The sequence below is a fragment of the Brevibacillus sp. GCM10020057 genome, from assembly GCF_042683565.1.
In the GTDB taxonomy this organism is placed as follows: Bacteria; Bacillota; Bacilli; order Brevibacillales; family Brevibacillaceae; genus Brevibacillus.
Genome location: NZ_JBHUJW010000028.1, coordinates 43,224 through 63,159 on the forward strand (window position 1 = coordinate 43,224; position 19,936 = coordinate 63,159).

The window sequence follows — 19,936 nt, forward strand, 5'->3', positions numbered from 1 at the left end:
GTATGTTCAAAAGGTTTAGCGCTTGACAACCGGCATTTCAGACAGGCAATCCTGGCAAACAATTTTCCCCTTAAAGTGAGATACTTTGTCTGCGTTTCCACAGAAAATGCAAGCAGGCTCGTATTTTTTCAGAATGATGCGCTCGCCGTCCACGTAAATTTCCAGAGCGTCTTTTTCTGCGATTCCCAACGTGCGGCGCAATTCGATTGGAATGACTACGCGACCCAACTCGTCCACTTTACGAACTATTCCTGTTGATTTCATCATTGTGAATTCTCCTCCCAGTTATAGACATGTCGATGCTATTGTGCAACCGAATTCATTAATCGTCAATATTCGACATTTTCTGTTGATCACATCATACCAGTGATTCCCAAAGGTGTCAACATGGGATTTACAATTCTTTGAAAACAAAAGTTTTTTTGAAAGGGAAACATTGAAATTAAAGTGTTTTTTGATAGCGTAGAAATATTTTGAAAAATATATGGATGAAATTTACTGGGATTTATCTGCTTCAACAAAGTCGGTTCATGTCGAATTATTTGTTGGCTGGTTCGACATAATCGTCGTAATTTCACTGCCCTTCTTGTTTTTTTGCCGGGATCGACTACGGATAAATATGGAGGATGAGGAGGTTTACAAAACAGGTTGGTCGTGTACAATAGATGGTGTAAAGAGGCAAAACATAGCAAAACGACCATGATGGGAAGAGTAAGCGGACACTCCTTATTCCAGAGAGCCGGGGCAGCTGAAAACCGGTATAAGCGAGCACGCTGAACATGGACCCGGAGTTTCGCCGATGAACATGAGACGGCATGATGCCGCCTTCAGTAGTCTGCGACGCAGGCCCGCGTTACGGGCAGAGTCAGTTTTTGACTCACCAAGTCTGTCATCCGTGAGGGGACAGAATGTTTTGGGTGGTACCGCGAGCAAGAAGCTCGCCCCGAAAATTGGGGCGAGCTTTTCATATTTCCAAACGTAAGCTGGAGGGGTTATGTTGCCATGAAACCGACATACTACATCACCACGCCGATTTACTATCCGAGCAACAAGCTGCACATCGGGAACGCCTACACGACGATTGCTTGTGATGCGCTGGCTCGCTACAAGCGGCTGCGCGGCTACGACGTCTTTTACCTGACAGGTACGGACGAGCATGGACAAAAGCTGCAGGAGCGCGCGGCCGAGGATGGCAAACAGCCGCTGGAGTTTATCGATCCCATCGTAGACTGGATTCGCGACCTGTGGGACAAACTGGACATCTCCTACGATGACTTCATCCGTACGACCCAGCCGCGCCACAAGGAAGTCGTGCAAAAAGTATTCCAGCGCCTGCTCGACCAGGGAGACATATATCTGGGCGAGTACGAAGGCTACTACTGTGTGCCGGATGAGGCGTTCTGGACCGAGACCCAGTGCAAGACAGACAAAGGCTACATTTGTCCCGATTGCGGACGCGAAGTGAAAAAGGTGAAGGAGAAAAACTACTTCTTCCGCATGTCCAAATACCAGGACAGACTGCTTGCGCACATCGAGGCCAACCCGGACTTTATCCAGCCGGAGAGCCGCAAAAACGAAATGATCAACAACTTCCTGAAGCCGGGCCTGCAGGATTTGTCTGTGTCCCGGAGCACCTTCGACTGGGGCATTAAAGTGCCGAGCGATCCGGAGCACGTCATCTACGTCTGGATCGATGCGTTGACCAACTACATTTCTGCACTGGGCTACTTGAGCGACGACGACAGCAAATACCGCCGCTACTGGCCTGCCGATGTGCACATGGTGGGCAAAGACATCCTGCGCTTCCACACCATTTACTGGCCGATTCTGTTGATGGCCCTGGATGTGCCGCTGCCGAAGCAAGTCTTTGGACACGGCTGGCTGCTCATGCCAGACGGCAAAATGTCCAAGTCCAAAGGCAACGTGATCGATCCGAAGCTGCTGATCGACCGCTACGGCTCTGACGGCGTGCGCTACTTCCTGCTGCGCGAGATCAACTTCGGACAGGACGGCATCTTCACACCGGAATCGTTTATCCAACGCCTGAACTTCGATCTGGCCAACGACATCGGCAACCTGCTGAGCCGCACCGCCACGATGATCGAGAAATATTTCGACGGCGTCGTCCCTGCCCCGCAAGACGCAGGCGAACCGGACGACAGCCTGATCAGCCTCGCTGTGAAAACGAAAGGGCTGGTCGAGGAGCACATGGATGCCATGCGCTTCAGCAACGCGCTCGCACACATCTGGGAGCTGGTGGGCAGAACCAACAAGTACATTGACGAGACCATGCCGTGGAACCTGGCCAAGTCCGAAGAAACCAAGGGACGCCTGGCGACCGTCATGTACAACCTGGCAGAGAGCATTCGCATCTGCTCCGTCCTGATCCAGCCGTTCTTGACCAAGGCACCTGCAAAAATTTGGGATCAGCTCGGGATTGACGGCAATGCAGAAGCGACCAGCTGGGAGTCGGCAGGCGTATGGGGCGGATTGCCTGCAGGCAGCCGCGTGAGCCGGAAGGAGCTTTTGTTCCCTCGCCTCGATGTGCAGGCAGAGCTGGCCTTCATCGACGAGTCGACAGCAGAGGCGCGCCGTCAGGCAGAAGAAAACAAGAAAAAGCAAGATGCTCTGAAAGGAGAAACAACCGTGAGCGAAACGACAACGAATCCAACCGAGACTGTCGCTGAAAAACCGGCAGATGCCAAAGAGGAGATCGGCATCGACGACTTCGGCAAAGTAGAACTGCGCGTGGCACAGGTCGTCGAGTGCGCGAAGCATCCGAATGCCGACAAGCTGCTCATTCTCCAGCTGGATCTCGGCTATGAAAAACGCCAGGTCGTGTCTGGCATTGCGAAATACTATACGCCGGAAGAAATGGTAGGGAAGAAGGTCATCCTCGTAGCCAACCTGAAACCGGTGAAGCTGCGCGGCGAACTGTCCCAAGGGATGATTCTGGCTGCTTCTGCAGGAGACCAGCTGACACTGGCGACGGTAGATCCGAGCATGCCGAACGGCGCGATCGTGAAGTAGGACGAGCGCATCCAGCAGGAAAGGAAGGACACAGCCGTGCTATTTGAAACACATACGCATCTGAACGCCAAGGAATTTGACGAGGACCGCGAAGAAGTCATCGCCCGCGCCCGGGAAAACGGCGTAAGTACGATCGTCAACATCGGCTTCAATGCCGAGACGATCCCGTCCTGCATCGAGCTGGCGGAGAAGTACGACTTCATCTACGCGGTCGTCGGCTGGCACCCGCAGGATGCGAAAGACATGACGGACGAGCATCTGGCGTGGATCGAGGAGCTCGCACAGCATCCGAAAGTGGTAGGATTGGGAGAAATGGGTCTCGACTACTACTGGGACACGTCGCCCAAGGATGTCCAGGCAGAGGTGTTCCGCAAGCAGATTCGGCTCGCCCGTAAACTCGGAATGCCGATCATCATTCACAACCGCGACGCTCACCACGACGTCATTTCTATCCTGCGCGAGGAGAAGGCGGCAGAGGTCGGCGGGATCATGCACTGCTTCTCCGGCAGCTGGGAGACGGCGAAAATGGCGTTGGACATGAACTTCTACATTTCCTTCGGGGGGCCGCTGACATTCAAAAACGCGAAACAGCCCAAGGAAGTGGCCGCCCAGGTGCCGCTCGACCGGCTCCTGATCGAGACGGACAGCCCGTACTTGACGCCGCATCCTTTCCGCGGCAAGCGCAACGAGAGCGGCTACGTCCGTTACGTCTGCGAGGAAATGGCGAACATTCGCGGATTGTCTTACGAAGAAATGGCGCGGATCACAACGGAAAATGCGCGCAGACTGTTTCGGCTGTAACAGGCCCAACATGCAAGGTAAAAGCGGAAAACCACGGCATTGCTGATGGTTTTCCGCTTTTTTCATGCGAGGATTCCGTGTTCTACGTCCAACTGACGACGCATACCATGGTCAATGTGTCGAACGATTATTGTCCCATCGACAAGGGCGGTCGACACCAAGCGTCTATGATTCGTCAGACGTTTTTTGCTAGGCTTGTACCATCTTCTCATCGGCCCAAGGTAGGGGAAAGTTTGACAAAGGAGGAAAAGTGACATACAATCAAATGCGATCTTGTTTGGAACCGGCCACTTCCAGAATATTAGTGCAATTACAGCGCCCCTTACCTGGCTAGACCGAAAAAGCCTCGTGCTTTTCTAGGAAAAGGAGTGTGGGAAATGGAGTTACGCACGATATGGGAAAAGTACAAGAAACGGGGACTCTTTGTTTTCGGGGGTCTCGCGCTTGTGCTCGTTCCCATGATTGGGTATTTCTCTGCCCAGGCTACCCAGCCAAAACAGGTCACTTTTTCGTTGGATGGCGAAAGTCACATTGTGGCTACGGAAGCAGAGACCGTCGAGCAGTTTTTGACGGAGCGGCACATCGCCCTGACGGAAAAAGATTCCCTTCAACCAACACCACAGACAAAGCTCAAAAATGGAACGGTTATAACTTTACATAAAGTCTGGTCCATTCCAGTCCAGATTGACGGGCAGACCAAAGTAATCCAGACTTTAAGCCGCGATGTAGCCGGCGCGTTGAAGGACGGCGGCATCGCGCTGGGCGAAATGGACCGGGTGGAACCGGCATTGACCGCACCGCTCAGCAAAGATACTTCCATCACCGTCAAGCGCATCGTCGAAAAGATGGTACAGGAAGAAGAGCGGGTCACCTATCAGGAAATACGCAAAAACGATCCGCTTCTCGAAAAAGGAAAGACAAAAGTATTGCAAACCGGACAAGAAGGTAAGGCAATTGCACATTACAAGGTGATTACGGAGGATGGCAAGGAAATCTCCCGCGAGCTCGTTGGCAGAGATGTCATCACGCCGAAAAAAGACTTGGTCGTAGCGGTAGGAACGGCAGTGGCGATGCGTACGGATAGCCATTCGCAGCCGGTTCTGGTCGCGTCAGCGGGGATGATCTCCCGCGGTGGAAAAGTATTCAGGCCGAAAAAGGTACTGACCGGAGTGACTTTGACCGCGTATTCTCCGGCAGGCGGAGGGAAGCACCCCAGCTCGCCTGGCTATGGGCGAACGGCTACAGGGGTCAAAGCACAGCCAGGGCACACGATTGCCGTGGACCCTCGCGTGATACCGTACGGATGGTGGGTCTACATCGATGGTGTGGGTTATCGCCGTGCAGAAGATACAGGCGGGGCGATGACAGGCGGCAAGATTGACGTATTTGTCAGCACGGAATCGGAAGCGGTCCGCTTTGGCCGCAAGCGTAACAAAACTGTCTATATAATAGGACCGCAGAAGCCGTAGGACAGGAGCGAAATGCTCCTGTCTTCTGTTTGGTTGTATGCCGTGATAAGCTGGTTGTATGTTAGACGCGCCGGGGTCTTGCACCGTTTCGGCTGTCGGAGGCTTTTGGGCGCTCTTTTTTGGCATACTTGTACCATACGGACAACGAACGAAAGTGGGAGCATCGAGATGAAAATCAAGGAAGTTATCGTGGTTGAGGGCAGGGATGATACCGCTGCGATCAAGCGGGCAGTCAACGCCGACACGATCGAGACGGGCGGTTCTGCCATCCATCCCTGGACGATTGAAAAAATCCGCCTCGCGCAGCAAAAGCGCGGCGTCATCATTTTTACCGACCCGGACTACCAGGGAGAGCGCATCCGCAAAATCATCAGCAAAGCGGTGCCAGGCTGCAAACATGCGTTTATCACCCAGGAGGACGGGACGAAAAAAGGCGACATCGGAGTGGAAAATGCCGCACCCGAGGTCATTATTCGGGCGCTGGCAGAAGTGCGCACGGAGATGGCCGACTCCCGGGGCGAGATTACGCCAGAAGATTTGCTGGCCCACGGCCTCACGTCAGGCGGAGCCTCCAAGTCGCGGCGGATCGCGCTCGGCGAGAAGCTCGGGATCGGGTATGCCAACGCCAAGCAGATGCTCCAGCGGCTCAACGCCTTTCAGATCAAACGGGACGAATTCGAGGCAGCCATGAAAGCCATCGACGAAGAGAGGGAGTAAGCGATGACGCAAACGACCGGCAAAGACATTGCCACACCGACACGTACCAAGGAAGTCCTGGAGAAGTACGGATTCTCCTTCAAAAAGAGCCTGGGGCAAAACTTCCTCATCGACACCAACATCCTGCACAATATCGTGGCCGAAGCCGACCTGACGAAGGAAAAGGGGGCCATCGAGATCGGCCCGGGCATCGGAGCCTTGACCGAGCAACTGGGGCGTGCGGCCAAAAAAGTGATGGCGATCGAAATTGACCAACGTCTGCTGCCGATTTTGGCAGATACACTGTCGCCCTATGAAAATATCGAGATCGTGCATGGCGATGTGCTGGAGCTGGACTTGAAAGCGCTGTTGGCGGAGAAAATGGCCGGCGTGGACAAGATCAGCGTCGTGGCGAATCTGCCCTATTATGTGACGACGCCGATTCTGATGAAGCTGCTGGAGGAGCGCCTGCCGCTGGAGAACATCGTCGTGATGATCCAGAAGGAGGTAGCGGATCGAATCGCGGCCAAACCGGGAACGAAAGACTACGGCTCTCTCTCTGTCGCGGCCCAGTTCTATGCCGAGACGGAAGTAGCGATGATCGTCCCTGCCAGCGTCTTTATTCCGCGTCCGAACGTGGACTCCGCTGTCATCCGCCTGAAGGTGCGGGACCGTCCGCCGGTGGAGGTCGATGATCGGGATGTGTTCTTCCGCGTCGTGCGAGGTTCGTTCGCCCAGCGCCGGAAAACCCTTTTGAACAACCTGATGAACAGTCTGTTTCGCAAAGAGCAGAAAGAGGCAGTAATACAGATGCTTGCTGATATTCAGATCGACCCGACCCGCCGCGGCGAAACGCTGACCATCGCGGAGTTTGCCCGCCTGGCCAACGAAAGCTTGCGGCGCGGATTGATTGGGCAATAGCCGCGGGAAACCCTCATTTTTGGGCTAATCTTGCCAAAAGTGAGGGTTTTTTGTGTGTTCGGCTCTATTTCGATATCATCTTGACAAATATCTACGTAATTCATGCAAAATAGCCCGTTGACAAAAACTTGACTTGGTTGCTATAATTTTTTATTTCTTTGACAAAATAAGTGTGTGCTGTTATAATAGTTGTAAGCGAGGTGGATGGAACAATGGCAAGAAACGCATTACTTGACATTAAACGCAGTTTAGACGGCCACATCGGTGAGCGCATCCTGCTGAAAGCAAACGGAGGCCGCCGCAAAACCGTCGAACGAAGTGGCATCCTCGAAGAAACTTACCCATCAGTATTTGTAGTAAAGCTTGACGACGATCAACTTTTCGAGCGGGTTTCTTACAGCTATGCGGACATCTTGACGGAAACAGTAGAGTTGACTGTGTGCCGTGAAAATCAGCACATACGCATCACATTTGTACAACAGTAGAGCCTTTGGGTTCTGCTGTTTTTATTTTTGCCAAATATTCAGTGGCTGCACGGACCATCTCTTGCCGAGTGAAATCCTGCTGATTGCGCACACTATGTATGCCAACGAGAAAGGGAGGATGTCATGAGCCGCAGACGAGGCATTATGTCTGAACAGTTCAAGATGGAGATCGCCAAGGAGCTTGGATTTTACGATAAGGTGAAAGCCGAGGGCTGGGGAGCCATCACGACGCGTGACGCGGGAAACCTGGTCAAGCGCGCCATTCAGATTGCCGAGGAAGCATTGGCCAAACAGCATACGACATGACTCGTTGGCGGGGCCGGGGCGACCCGGTCTTTTCTGTTTTTTTCCAAACTGTCACAATCTTCTCCATCAAATCGTTTTGTCGGATCAAGTGGCATGGGGGAGAATTCCTGTGCTACAATAGAAGACTAGGAAAAACAGAACGTAGTTAGAGGTGAAAAACGTGCGTATCTCGGTCAAAGCTCCGGCCAAAATCAATTTAACTCTGGATGTTCTCGCCAAGCGGCCGGACGGTTATCACGAAGTGGAAATGGTGATGACCACCGTGGACCTGGCGGATCGTGTAGATCTGACTCTGCGCGGAGATGGAGAGATTACGCTGGATTGCTCTGCCAGCTTTGTGCCCGATGATATTCGCAATCACGCGTACAAAGCGGCAGTTCTGTTAAAAGAACGCTATCGGGTGCGCGAAGGCGTACATTTGTATATCGACAAGCAGATTCCTGTAGCTGCGGGCCTCGCAGGAGGAAGCAGCGATGCTGCGGCCACGCTGCGCGGGTTGAATCAGCTGTGGAATTTGGGGCTTACTTTGGATGAGCTGGCACAGGTCGGCTCGGAGATCGGTTCGGACGTTCCTTTTTGCGTGTACGGGGGGACAGCGCTTGCCAAAGGGCGCGGAGAGCAAATTACGCGTCTGAATGCACCGTCACCGTGCTGGGTCATCCTCGCCAAGCCGCCGATCGGCGTGTCGACGGCGGATGTGTATGGAAACCTGCGCGTGCAGGAGATCCCGGCTCATCCATTGACGGGGCAAATGCTGCGGGCCATCCAGGAGCAGGACTTCTCCCTGATGTGCCAGGCGCTGGGCAACGTGCTCGAAAGTGTCACCTTGTCGCTTCATCCGCAGGTGAGGCAGATCAAGGAGCTGATGATCGCATCCGGGGCAGACGGCGTGCTGATGTCAGGAAGCGGTCCTACGGTGTTTGCCCTCGTGCAAAAGGAAGCCAAGGTGCATCGGATCTACAACGCCTTGCGCGGATTTGTGAAAGATGTATTTGTTGCCCGAATGTTAGGTGCGCAAGAAGGGGAAATGCTTGCATGAACCCGTATAAAAATGATACATTAGCACCATAATATTCGGTTTTGGAGGAAGAGCTATGAAGAAATTGCGTAGAAGTGCTCGATTGGTCGATATGACCCAGCACTTGCTCGCCCATCCCCATACGCTGATTCCGCTCACTCTGTTTGCCGAACAATACGGGGCGGCGAAATCGTCCATTAGCGAAGACTTGTCCATCATCAAGGAAGCGTTTGAGGTCCAGGGTGTCGGCTTGTTGAAAACGGTGGCAGGCGCTGCCGGCGGAGTGAAGTACATTCCCCAGGTCAAAACGGATGAAGCACTGGACTTTATTCAACAACTGATCGGTCAATTGGCAAATCCGGATCGGCTCTTGCCAGGCGGATATTTGTACATGTCGGACGTGCTCGGAGATCCGGCCACCATGGCGCAGATCGGCAAGCTTTTCGCTACCGCGTATGCGGATAAAAATGTGGACGTGGTCATGACGGTGGAGACGAAAGGAATTCCGCTCGCGTATGCCACGGCGATGTTTTTGAATGTGCCTGTGGTGATCGTGCGTCGTGACAACAAGGTGACGGAAGGTTCTGTCGTGAGCATCAACTACGTGTCCGGCTCCAGCAAGCGCATCCAGACGATGTCCCTCGCCCGCCGCGCTTTGGCGGAGCAATCCCGCGTCCTCATCGTGGACGACTTCATGAAAGCGGGGGGAACGCTCCGCGGGATGATCGACCTGCTGCAGGAATTCCGCGCGACGGTCGTCGGCTGCGGTGTATTGGTCGAGACGACAGCGGACGTATCCGAGCGTCTGGTGGACGAGTACGTATCCCTCGCCAAGCTGCAAGACGTGGACGTCAAGGGCAAGCAAATTGAAATTGCGCTAGGCAGTTTTTTTGAGCGATAAGAATGGGCGACATTCTTGTCTCTCGGATGTGAGCGACGGCTTCGCCAAACAGTCAGACGAAAGCCGGTTTTCAAAAAGAGAGGAGTAGATTCGCATGGCAATCTCTTTTGTATCCACAGACAAAGCTCCGGCAGCGATTGGACCCTACAGTCAGGCTGCCAAGGTGGGGCCGTTCCTGTTTGCTTCCGGTCAAATTCCGCTGCGCCCGGACGGCACTCTCGTGGAGGGTGACATCGTCGAGCAGGCCCATCAGGTTTTTGCCAACATTCAGGCGGTACTGGCAGAAGCGGGCGGCAGCTTGTCCAACGTCGTGAAAGCGACCGTCTTCATCAAGGACATGAACGATTTCGCCCGGCTCAATGAAGTTTACGGACAATATTTCGGCGATCACAAGCCGGCTCGCTCTACAGTGGAAGTAGCTCGCCTGCCGCGCGATGTGAAAGTGGAAATTGAGATCGTAGCATACCTGGAAGCGTAAGATCAGCTGCTTGCAGACAGTCTCGTGCAAAATTCGCGCGGGGCTGTTTTTTTTTCGCCATTTTTCCCCTGGCAAAATGCACGAATATTGTCGATATGAGCAAATATATATATTTTTTAAAAAATTTGCATGCGGATAGCAGGAATATTTACCCAGAGGGTGGAAATAATCCTAAACGCTTTTCATAGATAAAGGGAGTGAACTAGATGGAAGTAACAGACGTTAGACTTCGCCGAGTGAATACGGATGGTAGGATGAAAGCCATTGCGTCCATTACAATTGACCATGAATTCGTGGTTCATGATATCCGTGTCATTGACGGAAACAATGGCATGTTCGTTGCCATGCCGAGCAAGCGTACACCGGATGGTGAATTCCGCGATATCGCGCATCCGATTTCCTCTACTACCCGCGAAAAAATTCAAGCGGCTGTCTTGACCGAATACGACCGTGTAGGTCAAGAAGAAGAAAGCACCATCGAAGCAGGTGCGTAGCCGAAACAAACAAGCACCCTGTCTCCTCTGGCAGGGTGCTTTGACGTCTGATTACCGATAGCATGTTTCCAGATCGGCAATGATTTTGTCCCGGTCCATGCCTTCCCCGATAAAGACGGCCACCATTTTCGGTCCGTGATTCTCAAACGGAAACAGGTGGACCTGATTGTCGGTGTGCTGAAACGAAATCAGCTCGTCTTTTCCGTGAAACAGGACGTAGCCTTTTGCCCGATAGACGTTTTTCGGCAGGCTGTACAGGAAGTCTTCAAACTTTTCGGCATCCACTGGTCCGGCAAAGGGGTAGGAGAACGTCTCGATGCTGTTGTACAAGGACGGCTGGCTTGTGCGCAAGCCGATGGACTGCTTCAGCCGATCCATCGCGGACATGCGGCCGATCGTTTTTTGGACGGGTACGGAGCGGCCGGCTTCCCGGGCTGCAGCGGCAATATCGTGCAGGCGGGAGACGGACAGCAGGGTGTGCAGGTCTACGTCGCTCTGGACGGTGAGGTGGACGGGAGCCGCCGGGTTTAGCTCGGACAGCTTTCGCTTGACCTTTTCCAGCGTTTCGGCAGGTGTCGTGTCTACCTTGTTCACCAGCAGCATGTCCGCATATTTGACCTGGTTGCGGATCGTTTTCACGAGAGGGCCTGTAGACTGGAAGCGCGAGTTCAGCTCCAGAAAGCGGGAGGCGTCCACGACCGTGATGATTCCCCGCAATTCGATTTTCTCGTACAGTTCCGGATGCGTCAGTCCGTCGACTACGTCGATGGGATCGGCGACACCTGTCGTTTCGATGAGGATTTTATCGGGATGGAGGGAGGAAATTACTTCCTTCAGACTCTCCGTCATCTCGCCCTGAATGGTGCAGCAGATGCATCCGTCCAGCAGCTTTTTCACCGGAAAGCCAAACCCTTGCAGCATTTCCCCATCAATATCTTCCTCGCCCATTTCGTTCATGACGACGACGACTTTCCCTTCCTGCGTCCGCAGATGAGTGAGCAGTTTCTGCAACAGAGTGGTTTTTCCGCTGCCGAGGTAACCGGTCAGCAAGAACACCTGTGAGCTCATTTGTTTCGACCTCCTTTGCGATAACCCCCTATTGTCCATCAATATACCATACGATAATCAGAAAATTAAATGTTGTCGGATGTTTGTCCGACTTTCAGGCAATGTCCGGAAAACGGCGATAATCCTGCGCCATGTGTCTTGAAATCCACATATGATTAAGATATAGTCATTGTGGAACTTCTACGATGGAGGGTTAACATGTCTAAGATCCATGCCGTGGTTCTGGCTGCCGGTCAGGGCACACGGATGAAATCGAAGCTGTACAAGGTCCTGCACCCTGTATGCGGGAAGCCGATGGTCCAACATGTCGTGGACACGATGGCGTCCATGCAGGTGGAGGATATCGTTGTCGTCGTAGGTCATGGTGCAGACGCAGTCCGCGCCACACTGGGCGAGGGCGTTGCATATGCACTGCAAGAAGAACAGTTGGGAACGGCGCATGCCGTCCAGCAGGCAGCGCCATTTTTACATGATAAAGAAGGTACTACGTTGCTTTTGTACGGAGACGTCCCTCTTTTGTCTGCAGAGACGTTGTCCGCATTGTTGACCTATCACGAAGAGCAGCAAGCGGCTGCGACCGTGTTGACTGCCGTGCTGTCCGACCCGACTGGCTACGGGCGCATCGTGCGCGATGAGGCAGGCGAAGTATTGCGAATCGTGGAACACAAGGACGCTGCTGCCGAGGAACGGGCGATCCGGGAAATCAATACGGGCATATACTGCTATGACAACCAAAAACTTTGGAAAGCATTGGCGCAAGTGAAAAATGACAATGCACAAGGCGAATACTACGTAACAGATGTCGTCGGCATTCTGCGGGATGCAGGTGAAAAAGTGGCGGCTTTTGAAGCGGCCGATCCGGATGAAACGATGGGCGTCAATGACCGTGTGCAGCTGTCCGAAGCGGAAGCGTACATGAGACGGCGCATTGCCACGGCTCATATGCGTAGTGGCGTGACGATCGTGGACCCGTCCTCCACGTACATCGAGGCGGACGTGAAGATCGCAGCCGATACGGTGATCCATCCCGGCACCTTCCTGCGCGGGCGGACAACCATTGGCGCGGATTGCGTCATTGGACCGCATGCTGACCTGACCGATGTGACGGTAGGGGACGGCGTTACCCTGACCTACACCGTCATGACCGATGCGCGCGTGGAGCAGGAGAGCACGGTGGGACCGTTTGCATATGTGCGTCCGGGCAGCGTGATCGGTCCAAGGGCAAAAATCGGCGACTTCGTGGAGCTGAAAAATACGAAGATCGGCGAAGGCTCGAAAGTTCCGCACCTCAGCTACGTAGGGGACGCCGAAATTGGCGACGGCGTCAATATCGGCTGTGGAACGATTACCGTCAACTACGACGGTGCTGTGAAACACAAAACGGTGGTGCAGGACGGCGCGTTCATCGGCTGCAACACCAATCTGGTCGCTCCGGTCACCGTTGGACAGAATGCCTACGTGGCTGCGGGTTCGACGATCACTCAGGATGTTCCTGACAATGCGCTGGCGATTGCCCGCGAACGACAAATGAATAAAATCGACTACGCCAACAGAATGCCTCGCAAGGGCAAAAAGCAATCATAACGGGAGGTTCTCGAGAATATCATGGCTAACTACCGCGATCCAAAACTGAAAGTCTTTACGTGTAACGCAAACCCTGAACTGGCGAAGGAAATCGCTGAACACATCGGTGTCCCGCTCGGAAACGCACAGGCTGTGCGCTTCAGTGATGGCGAGTGCCAAATCAAATTGAATGAAAGCGTTCGCGGTTGTGACGTATTTGTTATTCAGCCAACCTCTGCTCCCGTTAATGAGCACTTGATGGAGCTATTGGTAATGGTGGACGCATTGAAACGCGCCTCCGCCAAGAGCATCAACGTCGTGATCCCTTACTACGGCTATGCCCGTCAGGACCGAAAAGCACGCGCGCGCGATCCGATTACCGCGAAGCTCGTTGCCAACCTGATCGAGACAGCTGGCGCGCAACGCGTCATCACCATGGATCTGCACGCGACTCAAATCCAGGGTTTCTTCGACATCCCGGTGGATCATCTGTTGGGCGTACCGATTTTGGCAAAACATTTCTCCGAAAAAGGTCTGTCTGATATCGTGGTGGTATCTCCTGACCACGGCGGCGTTACCCGTGCCCGCAAGCTTGCGGAGCGTCTGGAAGCGCCGATCGCGATTATCGACAAGCGCCGTCCGGAGCCAAACGTAGCGGAAGTCATGAATATCGTAGGGAATATCGAAGGCAAGACCGCGATCATTATCGACGACATCATCGACACAGCGGGAACGATCACGCTGGCTGCCAATGCGCTGGTAGAAGCAGGCGCGCGCGAAGTATACGCGTGCTGCACGCATCCGGTTCTGTCCGGTCCGGCGATCGAGCGCATCAGCAATTCCAAAATTCGCGAGCTGATCGTCACCAACTCCATTCCGCTCTCCAAAGAACAGATTATCGACAAAATCACCGTGCTGTCCGTTGCACCGATTATCGGTGAAGCAATCATCCGCGTCCACGAAGAGCTGTCGGTAAGCAAGCTGTTCGACTAATTGCCGCTGTCAAGACAGGCATGACATCCCCTTGCAAAGGGGATTGAAACAAACCTCCTTTGGACAAGCTAGTGAGGAAACTTTTACTAGCGGTCTAAAGGAGGTTTTTTTGTGGAAGCGATTCAGGGTCAAATGCGAGCAGAGGGCATGGGCAATTCGGTCAAGGCATTGCGGCGAAACGGCTGGGTGCCCGGCATTGTTTACGGCTCCGGCATGAGCAATCAGAAAATACAGGTGCAGGGCAGAGAGCTGGATGCGGCACTTCGCCGACAAGCGACAAATAAACCTTATAAACTGCAGATAGATGGCAATACGTACGATGTCATGGTAAACGAGCTGCAGCGTCATCCAGTGATGGGCAACATTCTGCACGCGGACTTCAGAAAGATCAACATGAATGAAAAGATCATGACGATCGTTCCTCTGCTGATGTCGGGCGATCCCGAGCTCGGCGTGGCGACGCTGGTACGCCACAACGTAGAGGTCAGCTGCCTGCCGGGCAATATTCCAGAATCATTCACGGTCAATGTGGATGGCCTGAACATCGGTGACGTGGTGCTGGCCAGTGACCTCACCGTCCCGCCGGGAGTCGAACTGGGCGTGGATCCGACAGAAGTGCTGATCAGCATCCTGCCCGTCAAAGCCAAATCGGAAGAATCGATCGAAGCCCAGCACGAAGCCGAACAAGTGGCAGAAGCCGCCGGTTCGACAGAACAGTCCAAGCGTGTATAAAGACAAGAAGGCTCGGGAGCAAGCTGCCCGGGTCTTTTTGATTGGGGAAAAAGCTGACGAAACCCCCGCCGACCACCAACAGCTGTCCAGGAAAAAGGGGAGAAAAGCGAAGGCATTAGGGACACTACCCAGGCGGAGCGGAGAAAGCGGAACAGGCTTGAGCGGCCACCTCTGAACCAGCTTCCTCGAGATGACAACTTTGGCCGCCGTTCCGCTTTCGGAGCGCAGCCGGACAGTAAAAGCCCCCCTGCAGTGTCCCTACTAGCCGGTAGCGTTCTCCCCTTTTTCCGCCACGGCACTAAAGCCCGAACGACCGTGCTTTTAAAAAGCCCTGTCTTTTGTTCCCGAGACCATTCTAGTACAATGGGAAAGAGTAGGAGGGATCACCGTGAAGGTAATCATCGGGCTGGGCAATCCCGGCAAGAAATACGAAGACACCAGACATAATGCCGGATTTATGGCCATAGATAAAATAAGCGACAAATGGGGCATTCCCGTACAGCAGAACAAATTCCGTGCGCTCGTGGGAGAGGGCAGGATCGAGGGAGAGAAAGTCTTGCTCGTGAAACCGCAGACCTACATGAACCTCTCGGGGGAATCCGTCGCGGAAATCATGAAATTTTACAAGCTCATTCCGGATGAGCTCGTGGTCATTTACGACGACCTCGACATGCCGACCGGACAGCTCCGCTTGCGGGAAAAAGGAAGCGCAGGCGGGCACAACGGGATCAAATCGATGATCCAGCACCTCGGGACGCAGGAATTCAAACGGATCAAGGTAGGCATCGGCCGCCCCGAGCCAGGCCGCAGCGTCAGTGATTACGTGCTGCAGTCTTTCCCGGCTGCAGAGCGGGCAGAGATCAACGAGGCGGTCAGTCTGGCTGCAGACGCAGCGGCGATGTGGACCCGTGAGCCTTTTGTCAAGGTCATGAACCATTACAACAGCCTCAAGCGGTAGACGGTCTGGTCGCCGCGCGCCGTACAGGTTAGTATGATTTTCCACCCATCCGTCCATACTAAGCGATATGAAAGGGATGGGGGTGGCATATACTTGAGCATACGTTATACATGTCGCTGCTGCGGAATGAAGATCGCGGAATTTGACGAATCGCAAGTATCCGAAGCACAGCTTGGGTTTGATTCCTTGACCCCTGATGAGCGGGCTCTTATAATATCGAGAGAACAAAGTGGAGATACGGTCGTCAGCATTATGTGCGACTACTGCCGTGAAGCGCTGATACAGAATCCGGAGCTTTCTTTGGTTGGAAACCCACTGCAATGAGCGGATATCTCGTTAAGAAGGCTTGCACTGACAAGGCCTTAGCTTGGGGAGCTAAGGCTTCTTTTCGCATGGTCGATCCTTGCTGGTGGCCCAAATACGAATGACAGAAGTTTAGAGAGGGGATTAGTGAATGCAAGTCATCATTAACCCGATGAAGCAGGACTCCAACGTTGGCACGATTGTGGCAGGTCTGGAAAGAGGACTGCATGAGCAGCTTGTATCGGGGTTGGCTGGTTCTGCCCGGCAAACGCTCATGGTTGCCCTCAAGCAGATGACCGATCGTCCCATCTGCGTCGTGACCCACAACATGTATCAGGCGCAAAAGGTGTACGAAGACCTGATCGAGCTGGTGCCCAGCGACCAAGTGCTGCTTTATCCGGGGAACGAGCTGATCGGTTCCGAGCTGGCGATCGCCAGCCCCGAAATGCTGGCGCAAAGAATACACGTGTTCAACCGTTTGGCCCAGGGCTTTACGGGTTTTTTGGTTGCGCCCTTCGCGGGATTGCGCCGATTGGCCGTACCACCGCATGTGTGGAAGGAAGCGCAAATCAAACTGGCCGTAGGGGAAGAGCTGGATATTGAAGCATTCCTGCTCCGCTGTATCGAGCTCGGGTACGAACGGGTCGACATGGTGGAGAGAAAGGGAGAGCTAAGCGTTCGCGGCGGCATCATCGACCTGTATCCGATCGACTCCGAGTGGCCGGTGCGGATCGAGCTGTTCGATGTGGAGATCGATTCCATCCGGACGTTCGACATGACCACCCAACGCTCGCTGGAGGCGGTGCAGACGTACGTCATCGGTCCGGCCAAAGAAATGATCGTTTCGACGCCGCTCCTGCAGGAATCGGCGGTAAGGCTGGAGCAGAAGCTGGGTGAAACCGTTTCCAAGCTGAAGGACGGCCAGGCCAAGGAAAAAGTAGTGGAGCGCATCGGTGCAGACATTGAACGCATGGGTCACGGGCAGCGTTTTCCTCATCTGTACTCGTACATCTCTGTCATCTACCCGACGGAGGATACGCTGCTGTCCTACATGCCAGCCAATACGCTGCTGATCCTCGATGAGCCGACCCGCGTCCTCGATACGGCGGCGCATTTGCAAAAAGAAGAAGCAGAATGGCTGACGGGCCGCATCGTTGCGGGAGAGTACATGGCCAATCTCACCCTGTCGCGCTCGTACGAAGACATCGTGTCGCCGAAAAAGCGCCAGATTGTCTACTTGTCCTTGTTCCTCAGACAATCGCCGAAGACGCAGCCGCAAAATATTGTCAACCTCACCTGCCGCACCATGCAAAATTTTCACGGCCAGATGAATGTGCTCAAGACGGAGCTGGCTCGCTGGCAAAAATCCCACGACCAGATCGTCTTTGTCGCGGCAGACCTGGAACGCGCCAAACGGCTGGAGCGCGTCCTGCACGATTACGAGATGGAGGCGGATGTGCTGACGGAGGCGGTCGAGACTGTGCCGCCGGGCCGTCCGACGATCATTCTCGGCAATCTGCAGACGGGATTCGAGCTGCCCTTGAACAAGCTGGTCGTCATCACCGAGGGCGAGGTGTTCACGGCCAAGCAGCGCAAGGCGCGAAAAGTCCAGCAGACGATGAACAACGCCGAGCGGATCAAGAACTACCTGGAGTTGAAGCCGGGCGACTACGTCGTTCACGTCAACCACGGGATTGGAAAATACCTTGGAATTGAAACCAAGGAAATACTCGGAATTCATAAAGATTACTTGCATATTCAATACGCGGGTGGAGACAGCCTGTTCGTGCCGATTGACCAGATCGACCACGTGCAGAAATACGTGGCGAGCGAAGAAACGCAGCCGAAAATCTATAGCCTGGGTGGAACCGAATGGAAGCGGGTCAAGAACAAGGTTCAGTCCTCCGTAAAGGACATCGCCGAAGACTTGATCAAGCTGTATGCGGCTCGCGAGGCGGCCGTCGGACACGCCTTCTCGCCGGATACGGAAGAGCAGCGCGAATTTGAAGCGATGTTCCCGTACCAGGAGACGCCGGACCAGCTCCGTGCGATCGCTGAGGTGAAGGCCGACATGGAACGCCGCCGCCCGATGGATCGTCTCGTCTGCGGGGACGTCGGCTACGGAAAAACGGAGGTAGCCATCCGCGCGGCGTTCAAAGCGGTGATGGACGGCAAGCAGGTGGCCGTGCTCGTGCCGACGACGATTTTGGCCCAGCAGCACTACGAAACATTCCGCGAGCGCTTTGCCGATTATCCGATCCGCGTCGAGGTGCTGAGCCGCTTCCGCTCGCGCAAGGAACAAAATGCGACGCTGAAAGGGCTCAAGGAGGGCACCGTCGATGTCGTCATCGGGACGCACCGCCTGCTCTCCAAGGACCTGATCTTCCACGAGCTGGGACTCTTGATCGTGGATGAGGAGCAGCGCTTCGGGGTGAGCCACAAGGAAAAGCTGAAGCAGATGAAGACCAATGTGGACGTCATTACGTTGACCGCGACGCCGATCCCGCGTACCTTGCACATGTCGATGATCGGGGTACGCGACCTGTCGGTTATCGAGACGCCCCCGGAGAACCGCTTCCCCGTGCAGACGTACGTGATGGAATACAGTCCTGCGCTGGTGCGGGAAGCAATCGAGCGGGAGATGGCTCGCGGCGGCCAAGTCTTTTTCCTCTACAACCAGGTGCAGGGCATCGAGCAAATGGCCGAGCAGATTTCCATGCTCGTGCCGGATGCGAAGATTGCCGTAGCGCATGGCCAGATGAACGAGAGCGAGCTGGAGAGCGTCATACTCGACTTCCTGGAGGGCAATTTCGACGTTCTGGTGAGCACGACCATCATCGAGACCGGTGTGGACATCCCGAACGTCAATACGCTCATTATTTACAATGCGGACAAAATGGGCTTGTCCCAGCTTTACCAGCTGCGCGGGCGGGTCGGCCGTTCCAACCGGATTGCCTACGCTTACTTTACGTATCAACGGGACAAAGTATTGACGGAGGTCGCCGAGAAGCGTCTGCAGGCGATCAAGGAATTTACCGAGCTGGGCTCCGGTTTCAAAATCGCTATGCGCGACTTGTCCATTCGCGGCGCCGGGAACCTGCTCGGTGCGGAGCAGCACGGCTTCATCAATACGGTCGGATTTGACTTGTACAGCCAGATGCTCAAGGAAGCGATTGACGAGTTGAAAGGCGAGGTCAAGCAAGAGAGCGCCGCGACCGTGGAGATCAACCTGCAGCTGGATGCCTACATTCCTTCCATGTACATTACGGACAGCCGGCAAAAGATCGAGATGTACAAAAAATTCGTCGCCGTCTCCTCTCTGGAGGATGTGGACGATCTGGCTGAAGAATTGCTCGACCGTTTCGGCCCCGTGCCCAAGCCTGTCGAAAATCTGTTGACCATATCCCGTCTGCGTGTCTACGCCCAGCAGCACCACATTACGGAAATCAGCCAGAAGAATCCAGAGGAGATCAAGTTGTTCCTGCATCCGAGCCAGAACAACAACATCGACGGCGGAGCGCTGTTTGCGCTTACCAGCAGTTGGAACCGCCGGGTAGGACTGTCGGGTGGACAACAGATTGTCATTGCTGTTAAAGTAAAAGGGTTGAGAGAAGACGAAGGCGTGCAGCTGGTGGAAAAGCTGCTGCGTCAATTTCACCAGGTGCGAAAAGACACCGGTACGGAGAGCCCTGTATCCTAGACTGCCGGGCTAGCCAGGAA

General features: G+C 54.2%; 19 protein-coding genes and 1 other annotated feature. Of the genes, 17 read left to right on the forward strand and 2 right to left on the reverse strand.

What is annotated here, in order from left to right; translation table 11 throughout:
• Positions 1-15: 15 nt before the first annotated feature.
• A complete protein-coding gene (locus ACFSO0_RS09280; RefSeq protein ID WP_055746082.1) occupies positions 16-267 on the reverse strand; it encodes an AbrB/MazE/SpoVT family DNA-binding domain-containing protein in 252 nt (83 codons plus the stop codon).
• 423 nt (positions 268-690) lie between these two features.
• Positions 691-949 (forward strand) — a binding site (T-box leader).
• 53 nt (positions 950-1,002) lie between these two features.
• Here ACFSO0_RS09280 and metG point away from each other — a divergent pair.
• From metG to spoVG, 11 genes are all read left to right on the forward strand, one after another.
• Complete coding sequence (gene metG, locus ACFSO0_RS09285; protein WP_376879229.1) at positions 1,003-3,030, forward strand: methionine--tRNA ligase; 2,028 nt, start codon at positions 1,003-1,005, stop codon at positions 3,028-3,030.
• A gap of 36 nt (positions 3,031-3,066) precedes the next feature.
• Entirely contained in the window at positions 3,067-3,831 is a 765-nt protein-coding gene (locus ACFSO0_RS09290) for a TatD family hydrolase (RefSeq protein ID WP_376879231.1), read from the forward strand.
• A 377-nt stretch (positions 3,832-4,208) separates the two neighbouring features.
• The gene (locus ACFSO0_RS09295) at positions 4,209-5,300 is read left to right on the forward strand and encodes a resuscitation-promoting factor (RefSeq protein WP_376879233.1); all 1,092 of its coding nucleotides are present in this window, start codon (positions 4,209-4,211) and stop codon (positions 5,298-5,300) included.
• A gap of 168 nt (positions 5,301-5,468) precedes the next feature.
• The gene (gene rnmV, locus ACFSO0_RS09300) at positions 5,469-6,017 is read left to right on the forward strand and encodes a ribonuclease M5 (RefSeq protein ID WP_376879235.1); all 549 of its coding nucleotides are present in this window, start codon (positions 5,469-5,471) and stop codon (positions 6,015-6,017) included.
• Positions 6,018-6,020: 3 nt separating this feature from the next.
• On the forward strand, positions 6,021-6,917 hold the full coding sequence (gene rsmA, locus ACFSO0_RS09305) for a 16S rRNA (adenine(1518)-N(6)/adenine(1519)-N(6))-dimethyltransferase RsmA (protein ID WP_376879237.1): 897 nt from the start codon (positions 6,021-6,023) through the stop codon (positions 6,915-6,917).
• Between the two features lie 212 nt (positions 6,918-7,129).
• Complete coding sequence (veg, locus tag ACFSO0_RS09310) at positions 7,130-7,402, forward strand: biofilm formation stimulator Veg (RefSeq protein WP_055746088.1); 273 nt, start codon at positions 7,130-7,132, stop codon at positions 7,400-7,402.
• Between the two features lie 123 nt (positions 7,403-7,525).
• Positions 7,526-7,708 carry a small, acid-soluble spore protein, alpha/beta type gene (locus tag ACFSO0_RS09315; RefSeq protein ID WP_376879241.1) on the forward strand — a complete coding sequence of 61 codons (183 nt, stop codon included), beginning with the start codon at positions 7,526-7,528 and terminating at the stop codon, positions 7,706-7,708.
• 160 nt (positions 7,709-7,868) lie between these two features.
• Positions 7,869-8,747: a 4-(cytidine 5'-diphospho)-2-C-methyl-D-erythritol kinase gene (gene ispE / locus ACFSO0_RS09320; RefSeq protein ID WP_376879243.1), complete on the forward strand. Its 879-nt coding sequence runs from the start codon at positions 7,869-7,871 to the stop codon at positions 8,745-8,747.
• A gap of 55 nt (positions 8,748-8,802) precedes the next feature.
• Positions 8,803-9,627 (forward strand): pur operon repressor, encoded by an 825-nt coding sequence (gene purR / locus ACFSO0_RS09325; protein ID WP_376879246.1) that lies wholly within the window; start codon positions 8,803-8,805, stop codon positions 9,625-9,627.
• Between the two features lie 94 nt (positions 9,628-9,721).
• On the forward strand, positions 9,722-10,105 hold the full coding sequence (locus ACFSO0_RS09330) for a RidA family protein (protein WP_376879248.1): 384 nt from the start codon (positions 9,722-9,724) through the stop codon (positions 10,103-10,105).
• A 206-nt stretch (positions 10,106-10,311) separates the two neighbouring features.
• The gene (gene spoVG, locus ACFSO0_RS09335) at positions 10,312-10,599 is read left to right on the forward strand and encodes a septation regulator SpoVG (protein ID WP_007719936.1); all 288 of its coding nucleotides are present in this window, start codon (positions 10,312-10,314) and stop codon (positions 10,597-10,599) included.
• Positions 10,600-10,650: 51 nt separating this feature from the next.
• Here spoVG and ACFSO0_RS09340 read toward each other — a convergent pair whose 3' ends face one another.
• Positions 10,651-11,667 (reverse strand): CobW family GTP-binding protein, encoded by a 1,017-nt coding sequence (locus ACFSO0_RS09340; RefSeq protein WP_376879252.1) that lies wholly within the window; start codon positions 11,665-11,667, stop codon positions 10,651-10,653.
• A gap of 198 nt (positions 11,668-11,865) precedes the next feature.
• On the opposite strand from ACFSO0_RS09340, the gene glmU reads away from it, so the two are divergent.
• The 6 genes from glmU to mfd all read left to right on the forward strand — a co-directional run bounded on the left by glmU (position 11,866) and on the right by mfd (position 19,916).
• Positions 11,866-13,251 carry a bifunctional UDP-N-acetylglucosamine diphosphorylase/glucosamine-1-phosphate N-acetyltransferase GlmU gene (glmU, locus tag ACFSO0_RS09345; protein ID WP_376879254.1) on the forward strand — a complete coding sequence of 462 codons (1,386 nt, stop codon included), beginning with the start codon at positions 11,866-11,868 and terminating at the stop codon, positions 13,249-13,251.
• Between the two features lie 21 nt (positions 13,252-13,272).
• Positions 13,273-14,223 carry a ribose-phosphate diphosphokinase gene (locus tag ACFSO0_RS09350; RefSeq protein WP_376879256.1) on the forward strand — a complete coding sequence of 317 codons (951 nt, stop codon included), beginning with the start codon at positions 13,273-13,275 and terminating at the stop codon, positions 14,221-14,223.
• 111 nt (positions 14,224-14,334) lie between these two features.
• On the forward strand, positions 14,335-14,955 hold the full coding sequence (locus ACFSO0_RS09355; RefSeq protein WP_376879258.1) for a 50S ribosomal protein L25: 621 nt from the start codon (positions 14,335-14,337) through the stop codon (positions 14,953-14,955).
• A gap of 388 nt (positions 14,956-15,343) precedes the next feature.
• Positions 15,344-15,913, forward strand: coding sequence for an aminoacyl-tRNA hydrolase (gene pth, locus ACFSO0_RS09360; RefSeq protein WP_376879260.1), 570 nt, complete (start codon positions 15,344-15,346; stop codon positions 15,911-15,913).
• A gap of 93 nt (positions 15,914-16,006) precedes the next feature.
• Positions 16,007-16,237: an anti-sigma-F factor Fin gene (locus ACFSO0_RS09365; protein WP_376879263.1), complete on the forward strand. Its 231-nt coding sequence runs from the start codon at positions 16,007-16,009 to the stop codon at positions 16,235-16,237.
• A 130-nt stretch (positions 16,238-16,367) separates the two neighbouring features.
• Positions 16,368-19,916, forward strand: a complete 3,549-nt coding sequence (gene mfd / locus ACFSO0_RS09370; RefSeq protein ID WP_376879265.1) for a transcription-repair coupling factor — start codon at positions 16,368-16,370, stop codon at positions 19,914-19,916.
• The last annotated feature ends 20 nt before the right edge of the window (positions 19,917-19,936 follow it).